At 61.0% G+C, this 19,718-nt stretch carries 20 protein-coding genes; 10 read left to right on the top strand and 10 right to left on the bottom strand.

Translation table 11 applies throughout. The annotated features are described in order from the left end of the window. Nucleotides 1-135 precede the first annotated feature (135 nt). The 5 genes from rloA (at nt 136) to AC07V9_RS17450 (ending at nt 5,654) form a co-directional block, all read left to right on the top strand. Entirely contained in the window at nt 136-684 is a 549-nt protein-coding gene (rloA, locus tag AC07V9_RS17470; RefSeq protein ID WP_495016909.1) for a retropepsin-like aspartic peptidase RloA, read from the top strand. Nucleotides 685-688: 4 nt separating this feature from the next. Beyond that, nucleotides 689-2,239: an osmotic stress tolerance membrane protein RloB gene (gene rloB / locus AC07V9_RS17465; RefSeq protein WP_495016908.1), complete on the top strand. Its 1,551-nt coding sequence runs from the start codon at nt 689-691 to the stop codon at nt 2,237-2,239. Further along, the gene (locus AC07V9_RS17460) at nt 2,239-3,207 is read left to right on the top strand and encodes an alpha-L-glutamate ligase-like protein (RefSeq protein WP_495016937.1); all 969 of its coding nucleotides are present in this window, start codon (nt 2,239-2,241) and stop codon (nt 3,205-3,207) included. Before rloB ends, AC07V9_RS17460 begins: the two co-directional genes overlap by 1 nt. A gap of 232 nt (nt 3,208-3,439) precedes the next feature. After that, nucleotides 3,440-4,783 carry an aminodeoxychorismate synthase component I gene (gene pabB / locus AC07V9_RS17455; RefSeq protein ID WP_495016907.1) on the top strand — a complete coding sequence of 448 codons (1,344 nt, stop codon included), beginning with the start codon at nt 3,440-3,442 and terminating at the stop codon, nt 4,781-4,783. Nucleotides 4,784-4,913: 130 nt separating this feature from the next. Next, on the top strand, nt 4,914-5,654 hold the full coding sequence (locus AC07V9_RS17450; RefSeq protein ID WP_495016906.1) for a phosphoadenylyl-sulfate reductase: 741 nt from the start codon (nt 4,914-4,916) through the stop codon (nt 5,652-5,654). A gap of 70 nt (nt 5,655-5,724) precedes the next feature. Here AC07V9_RS17450 and cysB read toward each other — a convergent pair whose 3' ends face one another. From cysB to AC07V9_RS17425, 5 genes are all read right to left on the bottom strand, one after another. Then, entirely contained in the window at nt 5,725-6,699 is a 975-nt protein-coding gene (cysB, locus tag AC07V9_RS17445) for an HTH-type transcriptional regulator CysB (RefSeq protein WP_081566102.1), read from the bottom strand. 154 nt (nt 6,700-6,853) lie between these two features. Further along, complete coding sequence (locus AC07V9_RS17440; RefSeq protein WP_495016905.1) at nt 6,854-7,348, bottom strand: universal stress protein; 495 nt, start codon at nt 7,346-7,348, stop codon at nt 6,854-6,856. Nucleotides 7,349-7,444: 96 nt separating this feature from the next. Continuing rightward, entirely contained in the window at nt 7,445-8,365 is a 921-nt protein-coding gene (locus AC07V9_RS17435; RefSeq protein WP_495016936.1) for a 5'-nucleotidase, read from the bottom strand. 42 nt (nt 8,366-8,407) lie between these two features. Further along, the gene (locus tag AC07V9_RS17430; protein WP_495016904.1) at nt 8,408-9,364 is read right to left on the bottom strand and encodes a putative 2-dehydropantoate 2-reductase; all 957 of its coding nucleotides are present in this window, start codon (nt 9,362-9,364) and stop codon (nt 8,408-8,410) included. Nucleotides 9,365-9,395: 31 nt separating this feature from the next. Beyond that, nucleotides 9,396-9,758, bottom strand: coding sequence for a thioredoxin family protein (locus tag AC07V9_RS17425; protein ID WP_495016903.1), 363 nt, complete (start codon nt 9,756-9,758; stop codon nt 9,396-9,398). 230 nt (nt 9,759-9,988) lie between these two features. On the opposite strand from AC07V9_RS17425, the gene AC07V9_RS17420 reads away from it, so the two are divergent. Beyond that, nucleotides 9,989-11,065 carry a 3-deoxy-7-phosphoheptulonate synthase gene (locus tag AC07V9_RS17420; RefSeq protein ID WP_495016902.1) on the top strand — a complete coding sequence of 359 codons (1,077 nt, stop codon included), beginning with the start codon at nt 9,989-9,991 and terminating at the stop codon, nt 11,063-11,065. A gap of 61 nt (nt 11,066-11,126) precedes the next feature. On the opposite strand, the gene AC07V9_RS17415 is transcribed toward AC07V9_RS17420, so the two are convergent. Continuing rightward, entirely contained in the window at nt 11,127-11,408 is a 282-nt protein-coding gene (locus AC07V9_RS17415; protein WP_495016901.1) for a GNAT family N-acetyltransferase, read from the bottom strand. Nucleotides 11,409-12,057: 649 nt separating this feature from the next. On the opposite strand from AC07V9_RS17415, the gene oprI reads away from it, so the two are divergent. After that, nucleotides 12,058-12,309: an outer membrane lipoprotei OprI gene (gene oprI / locus AC07V9_RS17410; RefSeq protein ID WP_025113130.1), complete on the top strand. Its 252-nt coding sequence runs from the start codon at nt 12,058-12,060 to the stop codon at nt 12,307-12,309. 160 nt (nt 12,310-12,469) lie between these two features. Here oprI and AC07V9_RS17405 read toward each other — a convergent pair whose 3' ends face one another. The 3 genes from AC07V9_RS17405 to AC07V9_RS17395 all read right to left on the bottom strand — a co-directional run bounded on the left by AC07V9_RS17405 (nt 12,470) and on the right by AC07V9_RS17395 (nt 14,631). After that, the gene (locus AC07V9_RS17405; RefSeq protein ID WP_495016900.1) at nt 12,470-13,438 is read right to left on the bottom strand and encodes a L,D-transpeptidase family protein; all 969 of its coding nucleotides are present in this window, start codon (nt 13,436-13,438) and stop codon (nt 12,470-12,472) included. A 132-nt stretch (nt 13,439-13,570) separates the two neighbouring features. Continuing rightward, entirely contained in the window at nt 13,571-13,864 is a 294-nt protein-coding gene (locus tag AC07V9_RS17400) for a hypothetical protein (protein WP_495016899.1), read from the bottom strand. Between the two features lie 161 nt (nt 13,865-14,025). Next, nucleotides 14,026-14,631 (bottom strand): arylesterase, encoded by a 606-nt coding sequence (locus tag AC07V9_RS17395; protein WP_495016898.1) that lies wholly within the window; start codon nt 14,629-14,631, stop codon nt 14,026-14,028. Between the two features lie 10 nt (nt 14,632-14,641). On the opposite strand from AC07V9_RS17395, the gene AC07V9_RS17390 reads away from it, so the two are divergent. Both AC07V9_RS17390 and AC07V9_RS17385 read left to right on the top strand, forming a co-directional pair. Next, on the top strand, nt 14,642-15,325 hold the full coding sequence (locus AC07V9_RS17390; protein ID WP_495016897.1) for an ABC transporter ATP-binding protein: 684 nt from the start codon (nt 14,642-14,644) through the stop codon (nt 15,323-15,325). Beyond that, nucleotides 15,325-17,835 carry an ABC transporter permease gene (locus AC07V9_RS17385; protein ID WP_495016896.1) on the top strand — a complete coding sequence of 837 codons (2,511 nt, stop codon included), beginning with the start codon at nt 15,325-15,327 and terminating at the stop codon, nt 17,833-17,835. Before AC07V9_RS17390 ends, AC07V9_RS17385 begins: the two co-directional genes overlap by 1 nt. A gap of 39 nt (nt 17,836-17,874) precedes the next feature. On the opposite strand, the gene greB is transcribed toward AC07V9_RS17385, so the two are convergent. After that, nucleotides 17,875-18,369, bottom strand: a complete 495-nt coding sequence (greB, locus tag AC07V9_RS17380; RefSeq protein WP_495016895.1) for a transcription elongation factor GreB — start codon at nt 18,367-18,369, stop codon at nt 17,875-17,877. A gap of 203 nt (nt 18,370-18,572) precedes the next feature. Here greB and AC07V9_RS17375 point away from each other — a divergent pair, with 203 nt between their 5' ends. Next, nucleotides 18,573-19,688 (top strand): XAC2610-related protein, encoded by a 1,116-nt coding sequence (locus AC07V9_RS17375; RefSeq protein ID WP_495016894.1) that lies wholly within the window; start codon nt 18,573-18,575, stop codon nt 19,686-19,688. The last annotated feature ends 30 nt before the right edge of the window (nt 19,689-19,718 follow it).

The raw sequence follows: 19,718 nt of genomic DNA, 5'->3' as shown, positions 1-19,718 counted from the left end.
CTTCATGCTAGAATGCCGACCGCATCAGCCTGCCCTGTCAGGCCACCCAAGGACGTCCGTACTGGTCGTGGTCAAACCAAATTCCCGAGTTGACGTCAAAGCAGCTCCTCGTACTTTTTCACCACACCAGGACCTATGAGCCGCCATCCTCTATTCTTCGTTTTATGCCTGTATTTGCCCGGCCTGCTCTTCACCGATCTCTGCCAGGCCGCGGACAAGACCGTTTATGGCCTGAACGAATACGCGGACTTCGCCGGCATTGACCTGCAGGTCGCGGCAAAACTCGACACCGGTGCCAAGACCGCCTCCCTCAGCGCCCGCGACATCAAGCGTTTCAAGCGTGATGGCGAGTCCTGGGTACGCTTTTATCTGGCCATCGACGACGCCCACGAACACCCCATCGAACGCCCCCTGGCACGGCTCAGCAAGATCAAGCGCCGGGCCGGCGATGTCGATCCGGACGACGAAAAGAAGTACACCTCACGGCCGGTGATCAGCCTTGAGGTGTGCATGGGCAAAGTTTCTCGAACCATAGAAGTGAACTTGACCGACCGAAGTGCATTCCAATACCCGCTTTTGATTGGCTCCGAAGCCCTGAAACGCTTCGACGCGCTGGTCGATCCAAGCCTTAAATATGCAGCGGGCAAACCTGCCTGCATCACTGATGCTCCAACCGCAGAGTAATCCAATGCGCTCTCTTACCCTCCATCTGAAAATCCTGATCGCGACCCTCGTCACCCTGGGCATCGCGATCACGGCTTATCAGATATTGGTGCTCGGCATCCCGGTGACCGAAGACGAAACCGACGACCTGTGGAACATCGACGCCAAGGTCGAGTTCGTCGCCAACCCCAAGGATTCGATCAAGGTGCAGATGTTCGTGCCGCCGCTGTCGCGGGACTACATCAGCCTCAACGAAAGCTTCATCTCCAACAATTACGGCGTGAACGTCAACCGCGCCGATGGCAATCGCAAAGTCACCTGGTCGGCGCGTCGCGCCACCGGCAACCAGACGCTCTACTATCGCCTTGTACTGACCAAGCGTTACAGCGGCGAAAAAGCCAAGGTCAAAGGCCCGATCTTTCGCGACAGCATCGCCGTCGAAGGCCCGGAAAAGATCGCCGCCGACGCCCTGCTTGCCCCCATCCGCCAGCATTCGGCCGACGTTGAAACCTTCGTCAGCGAGGCCATTCGGCGTGTCAACAATCTGAGCGACGACAACGTCAAGCTGCTGCTGGCGGGCGATCCGTCGGTACAAAACAAAGCGCGCATCACCGAGATTCTGCTGTCCATCGCCCACGTTCCGGTGGAAAAGGTCCACACCATCCGCCTGGTCGCCGACCAGCCGCAGACCCCGGAGCTGTGGCTGCGCAGCTTCAACGGCAAGGACTGGCTGTACTTCAATCCGGAAACCGGTGAAGCCGGCCTGCCCCAGGACCGTCTGTTGTGGTGGATCGGCGACGACAACCTGATCACCGTCGAAGGCGGCAAGAAGGCCATGGTCAGTTTCAGCCTGAACAACAGCGAGATGAACGCCATCCGCCTGGCCAAGCTGACCGACGAAAACACTGACGCCGACTTCCTCGAATACTCGCTGTACGGCCTGCCGCTGCAGACCCAGCAGACCTTCATGATCATGGTGATGATCCCCATCGGCGTGCTGGTGATCCTGATCCTGCGCAACCTGATCGGCCTGCAAACTCTCGGGACCTTCACCCCAGTGCTGATCGCCCTGGCCTTCCGCGAGACGCAACTGGGCTTCGGCATCGTGCTGTTCACCATTATCACGGCGCTGGGGCTGTCGCTGCGCTCCTACCTTGAACACCTGAAACTGCAGATGCTGCCGCGCCTGTCTGTAGTGCTGACCTTCGTAGTGGTGCTGATTGCCGCCATCAGCCTGTTCAGCCACAAACTGGGGCTGGAGCGCGGGTTGTCGGTGGCGCTGTTCCCGATGGTGATCCTGACCATGACCATCGAACGCCTGTCGATCACCTGGGAAGAGCGCGGCGGCGGCCACGCCATGAAAGTCGCCATCGGCACGCTGTTCGCGGCCTCTCTGGCGCACATCATCATGACCGTCCCGGAGCTGATCTACTTCGTGTTCACCTTCCCGGCCGTCTTGCTGATTCTGGTCGGTTTCATGCTGGCGATGGGGCGCTATCGCGGTTACCGTCTGACCGAACTGGTGCGCTTCAAGGCTTTCCTTAAGGAAGATGCCGAACGGGAAAACGCCAAATGATCGGCTGGTGGAAAACCTGGAAGGCCCTGGAGGCCAAGGGGATCATGGGCATCAACCGGCGTAACGCCGACTACGTGCTCAAGTACAACAAGCGCAGCCTGTACCCCATCGTCGATGACAAGATCATCACCAAGGAACGGGCCATCGCCGCAGGCATTCACGTGCCGGAAATGTACGGGATCATTTCCACCGAGAAGGAAATCGATAAGCTCGACGAAATCATCGGTGGGCGCAGCGACTTCGTGATCAAGCCGGCCCAGGGCGCGGGTGGGGATGGCATTCTGGTGATCGCCGACCGCTTCGAGGAACGTTTCCGTACGATTTCCGGGCGCATCATCAACCATGACGAGATCGAGCATCAGATTTCCAGCATCCTCACCGGCCTGTATTCCCTGGGTGGTCATCGTGACCGCGCGCTCATCGAATACCGCGTCACCCCCGACCAGATCTTCAAAAGCATCAGCTACGAGGGTGTTCCCGACATTCGTGTCATCGTGCTGATGGGTTATCCGGTGATGGCCATGCTGCGCCTGCCGACCCGCCAGTCGGGCGGCAAGGCCAACCTGCATCAGGGCGCCATTGGCGTGGGCGTCGACCTGGCCACCGGTGTGACCCTGCGCGGCACCTGGCTGAACAACATCATCAGCAAACACCCGGACACCACCAATGCCGTGGACGGCGTGCAACTGCCCAACTGGGACGGTTTCATGCGGCTTGCCGCCGAGTGCTATGAGCTGTGTGGTCTGGGCTACATTGGCGTGGACATGGTCCTCGATCAGGATCGCGGCCCGTTGATCCTCGAACTCAACGCCCGCCCCGGCTTGAACATCCAGATCGCCAACGACTGCGGCCTGACCCATCGCACCCAAGCGGTGGAGCAACGCCTCGAAGAACTCGCCGCCGAAGGCCGTCATGACAACCCCGATGAGCGGGTGAAATTCGTTCAGGCGTTGTTCGGGCACGTTTGACGGCAACCACAGAAATCAGTGCCGAAGTGATTTCCTGTGGGAGCGAATTCATTCGCGAGACGTACGTACGGACAACACATGTGTATCGCCTGCTCCGCCCATCGCGAATGAATTCGCTCCCACAGGGTTGCTGCAGACGGCGCACAGCCGTCGAATTCCGACACACCTCTAGGAGCCAGATCGCCGGAGGACTACAATCGCCGTCCGCGCGCCACGACTGTTTTCTGCTCCCATGCCAATCTGTTCCGTACACCCGCTCGCTTACCACGTTGACCCGATCGGGTATTTTTCCATCATTCGCTACGCACCCGGCGCCGTGCTGCTCGACAGCGGCCGCCCGCAAGCCGATCGCGGCCGTTTTGACATCCTCAGCGCCTGGCCGCTGAAAACTTTTGCTCCGGATACTAACGAAAGCGGTGCTGCCTTCCTGCAACGTCTGCGCGACAGCCTGGTCGAGCTGGGTGACGCACAACTGCCCGACAACAGCCCCCTGCCCTTTGCGGGCGGGTTGATCGGCTATCTGGCATATGATTTCGGTCGTCTGCTGGAGCCGCTGCCCAACCAGTCCATCGACGACCTGCATTTGCCTTCGGCCCGACTGGGCCTGTACGGGTGGGCATTGATCAGCGATCACCTGCAACAGACCTCCCAGCTGGTGTTTCACCCCTTGCTGAACGCTAAAGAGCGCCAGCGCCTGATCGACCTGTTCGAGCAACCCAAAGCTGCCGAGCAGACGAGCTTCAACCTGACCCGACCCTTCGCCCCGGACATCAGCGCCGAAGCCTATCGGCACGCTATCGAACGCATCCATGCTTATATTCAGGCGGGCGACTGCTATCAAGTGAACTTCGCCCAGCGTTTTCGCGCGCAGTACGACGGCGATACCTGGGCGGCGTATCAGGCATTGCGTGTCGCCTGCCCGACGCCGTTTGCCGGTTACCTGAGCTTGCCCCAAGGCGATGCGGTGTTGAGCCTGTCGCCGGAGCGTTTCGTCAGAGTCAGCCAGCGCCGGGTCGAAACCCGCCCGATCAAGGGCACCCGCCCTCGGGGCCAGGACACTACCCAAGACAAGGCCTACGCTGACGAGCTGTTGGCGAGCAAGAAGGATCGCGCCGAGAACCTAATGATCGTCGACCTGCTGCGCAATGACCTGGGGCGCACCTGCCGCATCGGTTCGGTGCGCGTTCCGGAGCTGTTCAGCCTGGAAAGCTACCCCAACGTGCACCACCTGGTGAGCGCGGTGACGGGCGAACTGGCCGCCGACAAGGACGCCCTTGACCTGATTGGCGGCAGCTTTCCCGGTGGCTCGATCACCGGCGCCCCCAAGATCCGCTCGATGCAGATCATCGACGAACTGGAGCCCACCCGCCGCGCGCTGTATTGCGGCTCCTTGCTGTACCTGGACGTGCGCGGCGAGATGGACAGCTCCATCGCCATCCGCAGCCTGCTCGCTCAGAACGGCCAGATCGCCTGCTGGGGCGGTGGCGGCATCGTCGCCGACTCGGACTGGAACGCCGAATATCAGGAATCCATAACCAAGGTGCGGGTGCTGCTTCAAACCCTGGAAGCACTGTGAAGGCCCCCCGGGTATGGCCGCAGGTTTCAGGTAAATCGACAGAGGTTTTTGTTACCATCTGCGCCATTACGAGCGCCCGAGCGCCGCGACCCAAGAGCGCCCAAGCGCCACCACGATTAGGAAGCCCCTGATGAGCCATCCCTTTGACGTCGCCGAGATCGCCGCGACCTACGCCAACAAATCTGCCCAAGACATTCTCAAGTTCGCTTTTCAGCATTTTGGCGATGAGCTGTGGGTCTCCTTCAGCGGTGCCGAAGACGTCGTGCTGGTGGACATGGCGTGGAAGATCAACAAGAACGTCAAGGTGTTCAGCCTCGACACCGGGCGGTTGCATCCGGAGACCTACCGCTTCATCGATCAGGTGCGCGAGCAGTACAACATCGCCATCGACATCGTGTCGCCGGACCGCGAGAAGCTTGAGCCATTCGTCAAAGAAAAAGGCCTGTTCAGCTTTTACAAGGATGGTCACGGCGAGTGCTGCGGCGTGCGCAAGATCGAGCCGCTGCGTCGCAAACTGCTGGACGTCAAGGCCTGGGCAACTGGCCAGCGTCGCGATCAGAGCCCTGGCACCCGCAACCACGTGGCGGTGGTGGAGATCGACGGCGCGTTTTCCACGCCCGAGCGGCCGTTGTACAAATTCAACCCGCTGGCGCAGATGAGCAGTGCCGACATCTGGAACTACATCCGCATGCTGGAACTGCCGTACAACAGCCTGCACGAGCGCGGTTTCATCAGCATTGGCTGTGAGCCCTGCACGCGCCCGGTCCTGCCGAATCAGCATGAGCGTGAAGGTCGCTGGTGGTGGGAAGAAGCTACGCAGAAGGAGTGCGGGTTGCATGCGGGGAATTTGATCACTAAAAGCAGCCTCTAGCTGCAAGAGGAAGCAGTCCGAGTGAGGTCTGCTTCCCTTGAAGCTTGCTGCTTAAAGCTTATGGCTGCCCTTAGTGCTCCGGCAGCACAACCCCTTCGAACAGCTCTTCGAGCTCCTGCTTGTTGTGGCACTGGATCGCCTTGGCCATGACATCACGGGTCAAGTGCGGGGCGAACTTCTCGATGAAGTCGCACATGAAACCGCGCAAGAACGTGCCGCGACGGAAGCCGATCTTGGTGATGCTGGCTTCGAACAATTCGCTGGCATCCAGTACCACCAGGTCGCTGTCCAGTTTCGGGTCGACAGCCATTTTGGCGACGATGCCCACACCCAGGCCCAGGCGAACGTAGGTCTTGATCACGTCGGCGTCGGCAGCGGTGAACACCACCTTTGGCGTCAGGCCGCGATGGCTGAAGGCTTCGTCGAGTTTGGAGCGGCCGGTGAAACCAAACACGTAGGTCACGATCGGGTATTCGGCGAGGATTTCCAGGGTCAGCTTCGGCAGCTTGGTCAGCGGGTGGCCCTGAGGCACGACCACGCAGCGGTTCCATGTGTAGCACGGCATCATCACCAGGTCGCCGAACAGCTCCAGCGCTTCGGTGGCGATGGCAAAATCGACCGTGCCGTCAGCGGCCATCTCGGCGATCTGCATCGGCGAGCCCTGATGCATGTGCAGGGCGACGTCCGGGTACTGTTTGATGAAATTGCTGATCACCGGCGGCAGCGCATAACGGGCCTGGGTATGGGTGGTGGCGATCGACAGGGTGCCCTTCTTCTCGTTGGAAAACTCCTGAGCGATCTGCTTGATACTCTCGACCTTACGCAGGATTTCGCCGGCCGTGGTGATGATGCGCTCCCCCGCGGGCGTCACTCGCGTGAGATGCTTGCCGCTACGGGCGAAGACCTCGACCCCCAGCTCGTCCTCCAGCAGACGGATCTGTTTGCTGATGCCCGGCTGCGAGGTGTACAGACTCTGCGCCGTCGCTGAAACGTTGAGGTCGTGGTGCGCCACTTCCCAGATGTAGCGCAATTGCTGAAGCTTCATATGTATCCCTCAAAGCCGGAAGACGCCACGGGCATCAGCGACGGTATATAACTGGATTAATGGTCAGGAAGGCAAAGATAGAACTTTTTATCACTTTTATTCGGTAATGGCACGCTGCTTTTTGCACGCAGTCGACGATTAACGTTTTTATTACTTACCGACCTCCGCGGTTCTGAATCATCGGCACCATGTACACCGGCACCTCTGACAGTTGCAGAACACGCGCGGCCGTGCGACCGATTGGCGTATCCCCCTCTGCACCGTGGCTGTGGCTGCCGACCACCAGCAAATCGACCTCAAGACGCAGCGCCTGCTCCAGGATCACATTGGATGGGTCCCCCTGGACCACTCGGACGCTGCGAATCAGTTGCATATCCGGGTTATCCTCCCCCATTTCGTCGCGGAAACTGGCCAGCACCCGCCGTTCTATGCCCTCGATCACGGTGTTGACGCCTTCGCTGTGCAATTCGCGCAACACCTCTTCAGCCAGATAGCTTTGCAGGACTGACTCGGCGAACAACCCCATTGGCTCAACTACATGGATCACGTGCAGTTCGGCGTCGAACGTGCGGGCCAGGGCCAAGGCATGCTGCAGGACGAAAGGCGCATAAAGACCGAGGTCCGTGGCGTACAGCATCGAGCGAATCATGTGACCTCCAGGCAACCCATGACAGGCGCAGACACATTGAGCGTAGCAGCGCACGGACAAATCAGCGTCCTGGATACAGCTTTCCGGTCTAAAGGTTCAGGGTTTTAGCTCATTGCTGATGCCGTGGGGTACGTGGCCAGTGGCAACGACCTCCCGCGCTTTCTCACAATGGCCGGGCTGATCATCGAAAAACACGTCGGCGGCGAACGCCTCGAGAAAGGCCGACTTCTCCAGACCGCCAAGAAACAGCGACTCGTCCAGACGAATGTCCCATTCGCGCAAGGTGCGAATCACCCGCTCATGGGCCGGAGCCGAGCGAGCGGTGACCAGTGCCGTGCGAATCGGGCAGGATTCTTCGGCAAACTCGCGTTGAAGCAGGTTCAATGCGGCGAGAAACGGCTTGAACGGGCCACCGGGCAAGGGCTGTCTGGCGGCTTCACGCTCACTGGCCTGAAAGGCCTCAAGGCCCCCGGATTGATAGACCCGTTCGGATTCATCGGAGAACAACACGGCATCGCCATCGAACGCGATGCGCAGCTCGGCGCTGGCGGCACGTCGTGCCCCGCCCGACAGAATCGTCGCGGCGGCAAACCCGGCATCCAGCGCGCTGCGCACGTCCTCGGCGTGAGTAGAGAGAAACAGGTGGCTGCCAAACGCCGCCAGATAGGGAAACGGGCTGCGTCCGCCGACAAAGGCCGCGCGGGAGATGTCCAGCCCGTAGTGCTGGATGGAATTGAACACCCGCAGCCCCGTGTCAGCGCTGTTGCGCGACACCAGCACCACCTCGACTCGCGACTGGGTCAGGCTGGCGTTGAGGCTCAGGAGTTTCTCCACCAGCAGGAACGCGTCCCCCGGCTCCAGCACCTCGTCCTCGTGATCGATCTGGTACTTGCGATAGGCCGCCACGCCGTCAGTCATATAGATAGCGTGACTTTCCCGCAGGTCGAACAGCGCCCGCGAGGAGATCGCCAGCACCAGTTTGTTACCTGCAGTCTTGATGCTCAGGTCATTGGCCATCGGCATTTCCCCATTCCGTCGGACTTACATGTGGCCACACGCTCAACGATTGCTGCGATCGATGAACGCCAGTGCATGGTACAGCGCTCGAATCTTCGGCATGTCGCAACCGGCGGCCAGCGCGACCTCAAGGGGCCTGGCGTAGATGGCCTCCAGTTCCAGCGGGCGCTTCTCGATGAAGTCGTGATGCATGCTCGGACGATAATCCGGCATGTGCCCGGTGACCTTGAACAGCTGCTCGGCGTAGCCGTCCGGCAAGTCGTGGCCACAGGCTTTGGCGCCCTGCACCACTTCGGCCATCAGGCCTTGAATCAGCGCGCGGCTGTCCGGGTCGGCCATCAGCGGCGTGGTGCTGGCATCGAGCAGCACCGACAGGCCGTTGTAGGGCACGTTCCAGACCAGCTTTTGCCAGCGCGCCTTGTCCAGGTTGTCCATGGCAACCGACTCGATACCGGCGGCATGAAACAGCGCCGCGCCCTCTTCGACCAGCGCAAGACTCGCCTGAGCATCAGCAGCCGGGCCGCTGTGGTAACCGATATTCACTGCGCCAAAGGCCTGATGGGCGATCTGCCCAGGACCGGTGCGATGAACGCAAATGAAGCACAGGCCGCCCAATAAATGCAGCGAATCGGGCAGCAGCGCACGCAGTTCGTCTTCCACGCCCAGGCCGTTCTGCAGCATCAGCACCTTGGCGCCGGGTGCGGCGGCCTGAGCGATGGCAGGTGCGACGCCGTTGTTGCCGGTGGTCTTGGCGCCCACCAGCAGCCAATCACAGGCCGGCATGTCGGCGGCCGAGGAATAGGCCTGAACGTTTTCCAGGGTCAGCAGACCATGCACCTGGCTGTCGATGCGCAGGCCATGCTGCGAAACGGCGCTGAATTCGCTGCGCAGCAGAAAGTGTACGTCGAAGCCGGCGCGGGCCAGCATCAGGCCGTAAAATCCACCAATGGCGCCGGTGCCGATAATGCCGATGCGCGGCTTTTCAGGGGTTTGGCTCATGCTGTCCTCATCAATGGCTGCAGGATTGGGTTCACGGCAGATCGTCCGGGGCGCGGCTCAGGGCCTGATCGAGGCCCGCGACGAGGTCGTTTGCCGACAGCTTGCTGCGCAGCGCGCCGTAGAATTCGCCATCGCGGACCACGAACAGCGTCGGCAGGTGAAACACGCCATAACGCTGCACCGCCCCGCCGTTCTCTTCGGCATCGATCCAGCACAGGCGATCGACCGGCAGCGTCAGGCCAGGCATATGCTGGCGCGCCCAGCGGCAACTGGAGCAACCTGTGCTGGTGAATATAAGCAGTGAAACACCGGGCAGCGTCAGCAGTTGCCGGTCGACGTCAAAATCCGTCAGTTGCACTTGATCCACGCCGCTCTCCCCCAGGGTCTGGCGCACACTATATCCGCACAGGCGCGTCGCTTTGCAAACTTCAGGCGGGTAAGCCGGGCCGGGAAGCCGCCAAAGCCCTCTATCACGCCGCGCCTGTTGGAGGAAAGCCACGTTTACCCATTGTCGAAGTACGGGCTAACGCGCTAAGGTTCCGCTCCCCGTCGCTCTCAATCATGCTGGGCTCCGCCGCACGGGGACCGTTGGCGGCCAGCACCCGTGACCTGATGAGTAACACGATGGCTGATTTACCGATTGACGACCTTAACGTCTCCTCCAACGAGACCCTGATCACTCCGGATCAGCTCAAGCGCGAAATTCCCCTCACCGCAGCCGCCCTGGCCACCGTGAGCAAGGGTCGCGAAGTGATCCGCAACATCCTCGACGGCAAGGACCACCGCCTGTTCATCGTGATCGGCCCCTGCTCGATCCACGACATCAAGGCGGCCCACGAATACGCAGAACGCCTCAAGGCCCTGTCTGCCGAGCTGTCCGACACGCTGTATCTGGTCATGCGCGTGTACTTCGAGAAGCCACGCACCACGGTTGGCTGGAAAGGCCTGATCAACGACCCGTACCTGGACGACTCCTTCAAGATCCAGGACGGCCTGCACATCGGTCGCCAGCTGCTGCTGGACCTGGCTGAAAAAGGCTTGCCGACCGCCACCGAAGCGCTGGACCCGATCTCCCCGCAATACCTGCAGGACCTGATCAGTTGGTCGGCTATCGGCGCGCGCACCACCGAATCCCAGACCCACCGCGAGATGGCTTCCGGTCTGTCTTCGGCCGTAGGCTTCAAGAACGGCACCGACGGCGGCCTGACCGTCGCGATCAACGCCCTGCAATCGGTCTCCAGCCCTCACCGTTTTCTGGGTATCAACCAGGAAGGCGGCGTGTCCATCGTCACCACCAAAGGCAACGCCTACGGTCACGTGGTGCTGCGCGGTGGTAACGGCAAGCCCAACTATGATTCGGTCAGCGTTGCCCTGTGCGAGCAGGCCCTGGCCAAGGCGAAGGTCAAGCCCAACATCATGGTCGACGCCAGCCACGCCAACTCCAATAAAGACCCGGCGCTGCAGCCACTGGTCATGGAAAACGTCGCCAACCAGATCCTGGAAGGCAACGAGTCGATCATCGGCCTGATGGTCGAAAGCCACCTGAAATGGGGTGCGCAGTCGATTCCAAAAGATCTGGCCGACCTGGAATACGGCGTGTCGATCACCGACGCCTGCATCGACTGGGAAACCACGGAGAAGACCTTGCGCAGCATGCATGCCAAGCTCAAGGACGTGTTGCCCAAGCGCAAGCGCGGCTGATCCAGACTGCACAAATAAAAACGCCGAGCTAATGCTCGGCGTTTTTCATTACAGCGTCAGATCAGATCTTGGCAGCCTGACGCTGATTGCGTTCCATGTAGCGTTCGACGTAAGAACAAGACGGAATCACGGTGTAGCCATTGCGTTCGGCGTAATCGAGCGCGACTTCAGTCAAGGCCGCTGCGATGCCCCGCCCCCGCAATGCGTTGGGGACGAATGTACGGTAGATGTCCAGGGTCTGTTTCCCCAGGTCCATGTACGTCAGATAGGCACGATGACCGTCGATATTGATTTCGAACTGGTGACCGGTCTCGTCATGGTGGATGGACAACGCCTCGCTCATCACTACTCCTCGCGGGTCTTGGAATTTGACCCCTACCTTACCCATCTTTACTCGGCGAAGGAACCTCTACGCCACCCCGTGCCAGATTTGGACACCGAGAAGGGCATTGCTTCTCCATCAAATGAGCACCTGCAAATAGTAGGCGCCATTCTCGGATCTGCTCAAGTGAATCAAAGGCAAATGCACTGCCGCACATCTGGCGCCTTTGTCTGTTGAACCTGAGGTCGCCTGCGGATGTCCGAATGTCGTTGAGAGGTGAGACGTCAGCGGCCGTGCAAAGTCACGCAAAGCACAGCCGGACAAGCATCACCAGCGATCTTCGTCTATAAACAGAAAGCTGGATTGCGGTTCATGACACGCAGGCACTGGATCCGAGCGGATGTATTGGGCGCTGTCGATGAGGTCGAATGCATGTTGCGAGGGCCGTCTGCTTCCCACCTGTCGACGGACGTATTTGCCTGAAAGGGCTGGATTTTTTCTGTAGAAGAAACGTGAGGATTTGCACGGAACACGTTCAAAGCAAAGAATTTTATGTGGTTCTTGCGCTGAGTCCGTTTACTTACTACAAACAATGAGTACTATGTACGCCGGTCATTTTCTCATTTTCGAGAGATGATTAACTTGAAAGAAGTCCTTTAAGGGGAACACGATGAACAACGTTCTGAAATTCTCTGCTCTGGCCCTGGCCGCCGTTCTGGCTACCGGTTGCAGCAGCGCATCCAAAGAAACCGAAGCTCGTCTGACTGCAACTGAAGACGCTGCTGCTCGTGCACAAGCTCGTGCTGACGAAGCCTACCGTAAGGCTGATGAAGCTCTGGCTGCTGCTCAAAAAGCTCAGCAAACCGCCGACGAAGCCAACGAGCGTGCTCTGCGCATGCTGGACAAGGCTAGCCGCAAGTAATAATCCCTCGGGGTTATTCATAAGCCGGTCCGGTTTCGGACCGGCTTTTTTATTGCCTGAAGTTCCTTGAGAAGCACAACGGGCCGTGTTCAGGCAATAAAAAACCCGCTCGCCCAGCCCCGTTTAAAGGGTCCGGTGAGCGGGTTTTCGCGTCACAGACCTACTGCAGGGTTACCGGCGCATTGTTCACGGCAGGCGCCTGCACGCCCGGCACCGCGATCTCGACCGGCATGCCATCTTCGGCGGCCACGACGTCACGCACTTCATCCCAATTGATGCGCAGGCTGTTGGCGAGATCCTCACGCTTGAGCAGCGCGTTGATGACCGCCGTGTGCTTGTCGACCACCGAAGGGTTGCCGCTTTCATCCAGCGGAGTGTGCGCCTCCAGATAGACCTTGCCGCCGCTGACGCCGAACTTGTACGGCTCATTCATGATACGCACGGTGGTACCCACAGGCACCATATCGGCCATTTCCAGTACGTTGTTGTTGTACATGCGGAAGCAGCCGTGGCTGGTGCGCATACCGATGCCGAACTTCTTGTTTGACCCGTGAATCAGGTAGCCCGGCAGACCCAGGCCGAATTTGAACGGGCCAAGCGGGTTGTCGGGACCCGCTGGCACGACGTTGGGCAGGATGTCGCCATCGGCGGCGTGCTCGGCCTTGACCGAAGCCGGCGGCGTCCAGGTCGGGTTCGGCGTCTTGGCGGTCACCTTAGTGGTCGACACCGGCGAGCCCCAGCCTTCACGACCGATGCCCAGCGGGAAGGTGTACACCACATTCTTGCCTTTGGGGTAGTAGTACAGGCGGTACTCGGCCAGGTTGATGACGATGCCTTCACGCGGGCCCGGCGGCAGGATGAAACGGGTCGGCAGGATCACCTGGGTGCCAGCACCGGGCAGCCAGGCGTCAACGCCAGGGTTGGCCGCGATCATCTCCAGATAGCCCAGATCGTATCGGGTGCCCAGGTCCGCAAAGGTGTCTTCGTACCTGGCGGTGACGGTCTGCACCTGGCCAATGATGTCTTCGCCAGGCGGTGGCAACGGAAACTCCAGAGCGGAGACAGGGCCGGCCGCACACAGTGCAGCGAGCGACAGACAGCGGGCGAAAGCTGGAATGCGCGACAACATCCGGGAGAATCCTTGGATAACGAGGGGCGTGAATAGCGCGATTGTACACGCCCGCCTGCCCCTTCGGGAGTAGGCGCGACGGCATGTTCATGTTGCGTTCAGCCGGTGCATCAGCGGGGTGATTCAGCCCTTTCAGACCGTTTGGTCCAGCTCCGGCCAGATAGGCTGCCAGCCTCGGCGCTGGGCATCGATGATCGCCCTGCACAACGGGCACAGTCGTTCGTCGCTATAGATGGCCTGTTCGACGGCCGACCAGCGCGGTTGCGCTGGCAACAGCGAGCCACACAGCGTGCGGTCGGCGGAACCGGCCAGTTCCAGCTGCCGCGCAGCCAGGTGCACACGAACTTCCTGGCACGCGAACAGGTCGAGCTGCTCATCGGGCTCGATCAGTTGATAGGCATAAAGAGACCAGGCAGGGCGGCGCATCAGGGGGCTCCGGACAGGGGGCGCCACATTAGCCGAAAGGCATCGTTCAGAAAAGGGCTGGAGGCCTTTAATTTTCAGGGTTGGGGTGTTTTTTGGAGTTGGCTTGGGATCGCTACATGGATGCCCTGTCGGGCAACAGAGTAAGAATCCAGAGCCAAACCCTAAAGCAACGGTTTCAATTGGGGCCAGACGTTTTCCAGCAACATCGGCTGCGCATTGGCCGCCGGATGCAGACCGTCGGCCTGGGTGTACTCAGGCCTGCCGCCCACCCCCTCCAGCATGAACGGCACCAGCGCCACTTTTTTCTCTGCCGCCAGATTGGAGTAAACCGCCTTGAACGCGTCGGTATACCGCGCGCCATAATTCGGCGGAATCTGCATCCCCAGCAGCAGCACCTTCGCCCCGGCCGCCCGGGAGCTGTCGATCATCGACGCAAGATTTTGTTGCAATTGCGCCGGGGGCTGGCCGCGCAGGCCGTCATTACCACCCAGTTCGAGGATTACCAGGTCCGGCTTGTGCTCTGCAAGCAGCGCAGGCAAACGCGCCTGGCCGCCGGCGCTGGTGTCGCCGCTGACCGACGCATTGACCACTTTGTCTTTGTAGCCCTGCTCTGCCAGGCGCCTTTCCAGCAGACTGACCCAGCCCACACGGGTATCCAGGCCGAAAGCCGCGCTGATACTATCCCCCACGATCAGCACCGTGCCTGCCATCGCTCCTTGAGACACCAGCAACACACCCAGGCCAGCACTTAATAACCACGCACGCATCGGATTCTCCATGAGCGAAAGTATTCTCAGTGCCCGGAACCTCAGCAAAGTGGTCTCCAGCACCGAAGGTGACCTGACCATCCTGCACGAACTCTCGATGGAACTGAACAACGGCGACACGCTGGCCATCGTGGGTGCGTCCGGTTCGGGCAAATCCACCTTGCTGGGCCTGCTGGCCGGGCTGGACCTGCCCAGCGCAGGCTCGGTGACGCTGTCAGGACGCAACCTGAGCGAGCTGGATGAAGACCAGCGCGCCAGGGTTCGCGCCGAACACGTGGGCTTCGTATTTCAATCCTTTCAACTGCTGGACAGCCTCAACGCGCTGGAAAACGTCATGCTGCCCATGGAACTGGAAGGCCGCAAGGACGCCCGCGAGCAGGCTCGTCATCTGCTGGAGCGGGTGGGATTGGGCCAGCGCCTGACCCACACGCCGAAACAATTGTCCGGAGGCGAACAGCAGCGTGTTGCCATTGCCCGCGCCTTTGCCGCCGACCCCGACGTGCTGTTCGCCGACGAGCCCACCGGTAACCTCGACAGCCACACCGGCGAGCGCATCAGCGACCTGTTGTTCGAGCTGAATCAGGAGCGCAATACTACGCTGGTGCTGGTGACCCACGATGAACGTCTGGCCCACCGCTGCCGACGCCTGATCCGTCTTGAAGGTGGCCGTCTGGTCACCCCCATGGAGCCTTGATGGCACGCCTGCCGTTTGCCCGCCTGCTCAGCCTCGCCGCCCGCCAGTTGATGCGCGATGCCCGCGCCGGCGAGCTGCGCGTGCTGTTTTTCGCCTTGGTGGTCGCCGTGGCCGCCAGCACGGCCATCGGCTATTTCGGCTCTCGGCTGAACAGCGCGATGCTGCTGCGAGCCACTGAATTCCTGGGGGCTGACCTTATCCTCAGCGGCTCGACCCCCGCCAAACCCGAGCAGATCGAGGCCGGCACGGCGCTCAAACTCGATCACTCGCAGATCGTGATCTTCTCCAGCGTGGTCGCCACCGATAACGGCATTCAACTGGCGAGCGTCAAGGCGGTGGATGCGGCCTATCCCCTGCGTGGCGAACTGAAAAGCGCCGAGGCGCCCTATCAACCCGAGGTCAGCGGTGGCGAACCCGGCCCCGGTGAAGCCTGGGCCGAAACGCGCGTGCTGGTGGCGCTGAACCTCAAGGTCGGCGACAGCATCGACGTCGGTTCCACCACCCTCAAGCTCACCCGCGTGCTGACCTACGAACCCGATCGCGCCGGCAATTTCTACAGCCTGACGCCGCGGGTGATGATCAATATGGCCGACCTTGCGGCCACCAAAGTCGTGCAACCGGGTAGCCGGGTCAGCTTTCGTGACCTGTGGCGCGGCACGCCGGAAAACCTCGCGGCCTATCGCAAGGCGATCGAAGCCGAACTGGCTCCGAATCAGAAGATCGACGACGCCCGTGATGGCAACCAGCAGATCGGCGGCGCCTTGGGCAAGGCCGAGCGCTACCTGAATATGGCCAGCCTCGTGGCGGTATTGCTGGCAGGGGTTGCCGTGGCCTTGTCGGCGGCGCGCTTTGCGGTTCGGCGTTTCGATGCCAGCGCTCTGCTGCGCTGCCTGGGTCTGTCGCGCAATGAAGCGCTGGTACTGTTCAGCCTGCAACTGGCGATGCTGGGCATTGCCGCCAGCGTCACCGGCGCCCTGCTCGGCTGGCTCGCGCAACTTGGCCTGTTTCACCTGCTGGAAAACCTTTTGCCTGCTCAGGTCCCTCCGGGGGGCTGGCTCCCGGCGCTGGCGGGTATCGGCACAGGTCTGGTCGCGCTGGCCGGTTTCGCCCTGCCGCCGCTGGCCGCGCTGGGCCGCGTGCCACCTTTGCGGGTGTTGCGCCGCGACATGCTGCCGATTCCCGCCAGCAGTTGGCTGGTCTACGGCGCGGCGCTGTTGGCACTGGGTTTGATCATGTGGCGATTGAGCCTGGATCTGGTGCTCACATTCGCCCTGCTCGGCGGCGGGCTGATCGCGGCCATCGTGCTTGGTGGGGTGCTGCTCCTGGCGCTGCAGAGTCTGCGCCGCTTGCTGGCAGGCGCGTCGTTGCCCTGGCGTCTTGGCCTGGGGCAGTTGCTCCGTCACCCCATGGCAGCCGCCGGGCAATCCCTGGCGTTCGGGCTGATCCTGCTGTCGATGGGGCTGATCGCACTGCTGCGCGGCGAACTGCTCGACACCTGGCAAAATCAGCTGCCCAAGGATGCGCCGAACTATTTTGCCCTGAACATACTGCCCACCGAGCGCGATAACTTCGCCCAGCGCATGAGCCAGCTGTCGACCCACCGCGCGCCGCTCTATCCGATGATTCCGGGGCGTCTGATGAGTATCAACGGCGAACCGGTGAGCAAGTTCGTCACCAAGGACTCGCGCGGCGAAAACGCCACCCAGCGCGACCTCAACCTGACGTGGTCGGCCCATCTGCCGGAAGGCAACAGCATCACCGAAGGCCAGTGGTGGAGCGATCAGCCCCCTGCCGTCGGTACCATGCCCGGCGTGTCGGTAGAAACCAAACTGGCCAAGAGCCTGAACATGAAGCTGGGCGACACCTTGAGTTTCGTCATCGGCGGCGCCAACCACGAGGTCAAGGTCACCAGCCTGCGGGACATCAACTGGGACACCTTCCAGCCGAACTTCTTCATGATCTTCCAGCCCGGCACGCTGCAGGACGTACCGACCACGTACCTCACCAGCTTCTATCTGGCCTCCGGGCATGACCAGCAGATCGTCGAGCTGTCCCGCGCCTTCCCGGCAGTGACGATCCTGCAGGTCGAAGCCCTGCTGGAACAACTGCGCAGCATCCTCGACCAAGTCACCCTGGCGGTGCAGTACGTGCTGCTGTTCGTGCTGGCTGCAGGCATGGCCGTGCTGTTCTCGGGCTTGCAGGCCACCCTCGACGAACGCATTCGCCAAGGCGCATTGCTCAGGGCGCTGGGCGCCAACCGGGCGTTGTTGACCAAGGCTCGTCGCATTGAATTCGGCCTGCTGGGCGCGGTGAGCGGCGTATTGGCAGCCCTGGGTTGCGAGCTGGTGAGCTTCGCCCTGTACCGCTACGCCTTCAATCTGGAGTGGTCGCCGCATCCATGGTTGCTATTGCTGCCGCTGATTGGCGCCTTGCTGGTGGGCGGCGCGGGCGTTTTCGGCACGCGCCGCGCGTTGAACGCGAGCCCGCTGACGGTGTTGCGCGAGGGGTAAAACATCGTCCATGCCGACACTTCAGAGGTCGGCATGGGCTCAAGACGGCGTATTGACCTGGTATTCGATTTTCGTCACCCACCACAGTTTTTCCCCGGCGGGCACCCTGACGGTCACCTCGTCTCCGACCTCCTTCTTGAGCAGCGCGCGGGCCATGGGAGCGTCGATGGAGATGTAATCCATGCGGCCGTAGATCTCGTCATAGCCGACAATCCGGAAACGCTTGGTTTCGCCCTCTTCGTCTTCGATTTCGACCCACGCCCCGAAGAACACACGGCCTTCCTGCTCTGGGGAATACGCCACCACGCGCATGTCTTCCAGACGCTTGCGCAGGTAGCGCACGCGCCGGTCGATCTCGCGCAGCAGCTTTTTGTTGTATTGGTAATCGGCGTTCTCGCTGCGATCGCCGAGAGAGGCTGCCCAGGCGACTTTTTGCGTGATGTCCGGCCGATGCTCGCGCCACAGGTAGTCCAGCTCCTTTTTAAGCGCTTCATGGCCTTCGGTGGTGATGATTTTTGTACTCGACTCGGACATCCGCAGCTTCCACATAACGATCGGGTATCGGTCGCCCAGTCACGCTGAACGACACAGGGCGTCACTACACTACAGCGTGGCGCCGACAGCAAGCCTTGCACTCACTAGCCAGTGTTCGCTGTCATTTCGCTTGCCTGTGCAGGCCAAGTCCCGTCAGCATGGCGCGCCAATCCCGATGCCCGACCATTTACAGGAGTTTCGCTGTGCAGGGTTCAACTTTTCCACATTCGTTCGCCCGTCATTTTTCTCGCGCGTTGATCGCACTGGTTGCCCTCGTGCTCGCCTCGCTTGTCAGTGCCGGCGAGCCGCCAGAGGTCTATGGCGAGATCAGTGTGGAAGGCTTCGACAACCTGGAAAAAAGCACCTACACCCTTGCGCAGTTCTCGGATCGCTACAAGGCAACGCTCGAGATTGCCGATCAGGACGACGTGTTTCGCCCCGGTATCGTCAGCGTGCTGGACAAGAGGACCGGCGCCACGCTGATTCAGGTGAAGTCCGATGAGCTGGTGCTCGACACCGACGCCCGGACCGGCGAGGTCTCCACTAACGTCCACGAGCTGCCCTATGGCGAACAGAGCGTGCTGATCCATGAGGATTTCAACTTCGACGGCATCAAGGACCTCGCCGTGATGGATGGCCAGAACAGCTGTTATCACGGGCCGTCGTTCCAGGTTTTTCTCGGCACGGCCGATGGCTTCGAGCACAGCGATGCCTTTACCGAGCTTGCGCAGAACTACTGCGGGATGTTCGCCATCGACGCGCAGAGCAAGCAGTTGAGCACAATGACCAAGGACGGCTGCTGCATCCATGAGATGGCCACTTACGTGATTCAGAAAGGTGAGCCAGTGATGCAAACCCAGACCGTGGTCGATCAGACCGGGGCCTCGGGCCTGATCGAGGAAACCGACTCGGAAAACCGCAACGGCAAAATGGTTTCGACGACCCGTACCCTGTGGAGCGACGACGATGAGCGGCAGGTTCTGCTGGCGTTCAAGCTCGCGCCGTCGGGCAAGCGCGTCGTGCTGTTCACCCCGGGTGGCAGCGTCGGCGTGTATTACGCGGCCGTGGATGACAAGGATCAGGTGAATCTGGTCTACCCGCAGGCCGAAGGCGAGCAGTTCGCTTATGACAGTGCGCGGCATGTGCTGAGCTTTGCGCGCGGCGACACCACGTATCGGATTCTGGGCGACGATCAGGGTCAGGCTAAAGCCATGCAGGTGGACATTCGCGGCAAGGTCATTGACCTCAAGCTGCAACCCGGCAAACCCGAAGGGTCGCTGCTCAAGGTGGCAAAAGCGCTGGAGGCCAGCGCGGAATAAGCGCCAGCCTGAACGCTCCTCACTGCGCGA

It is taken from the genome of Pseudomonas sp. GW821-FHT02A11 (assembly GCF_059421985.1).
The sequence above is the reverse complement of the archived record's forward strand: the minus strand, read 5'-3'. Positions and strand labels throughout refer to the sequence as shown.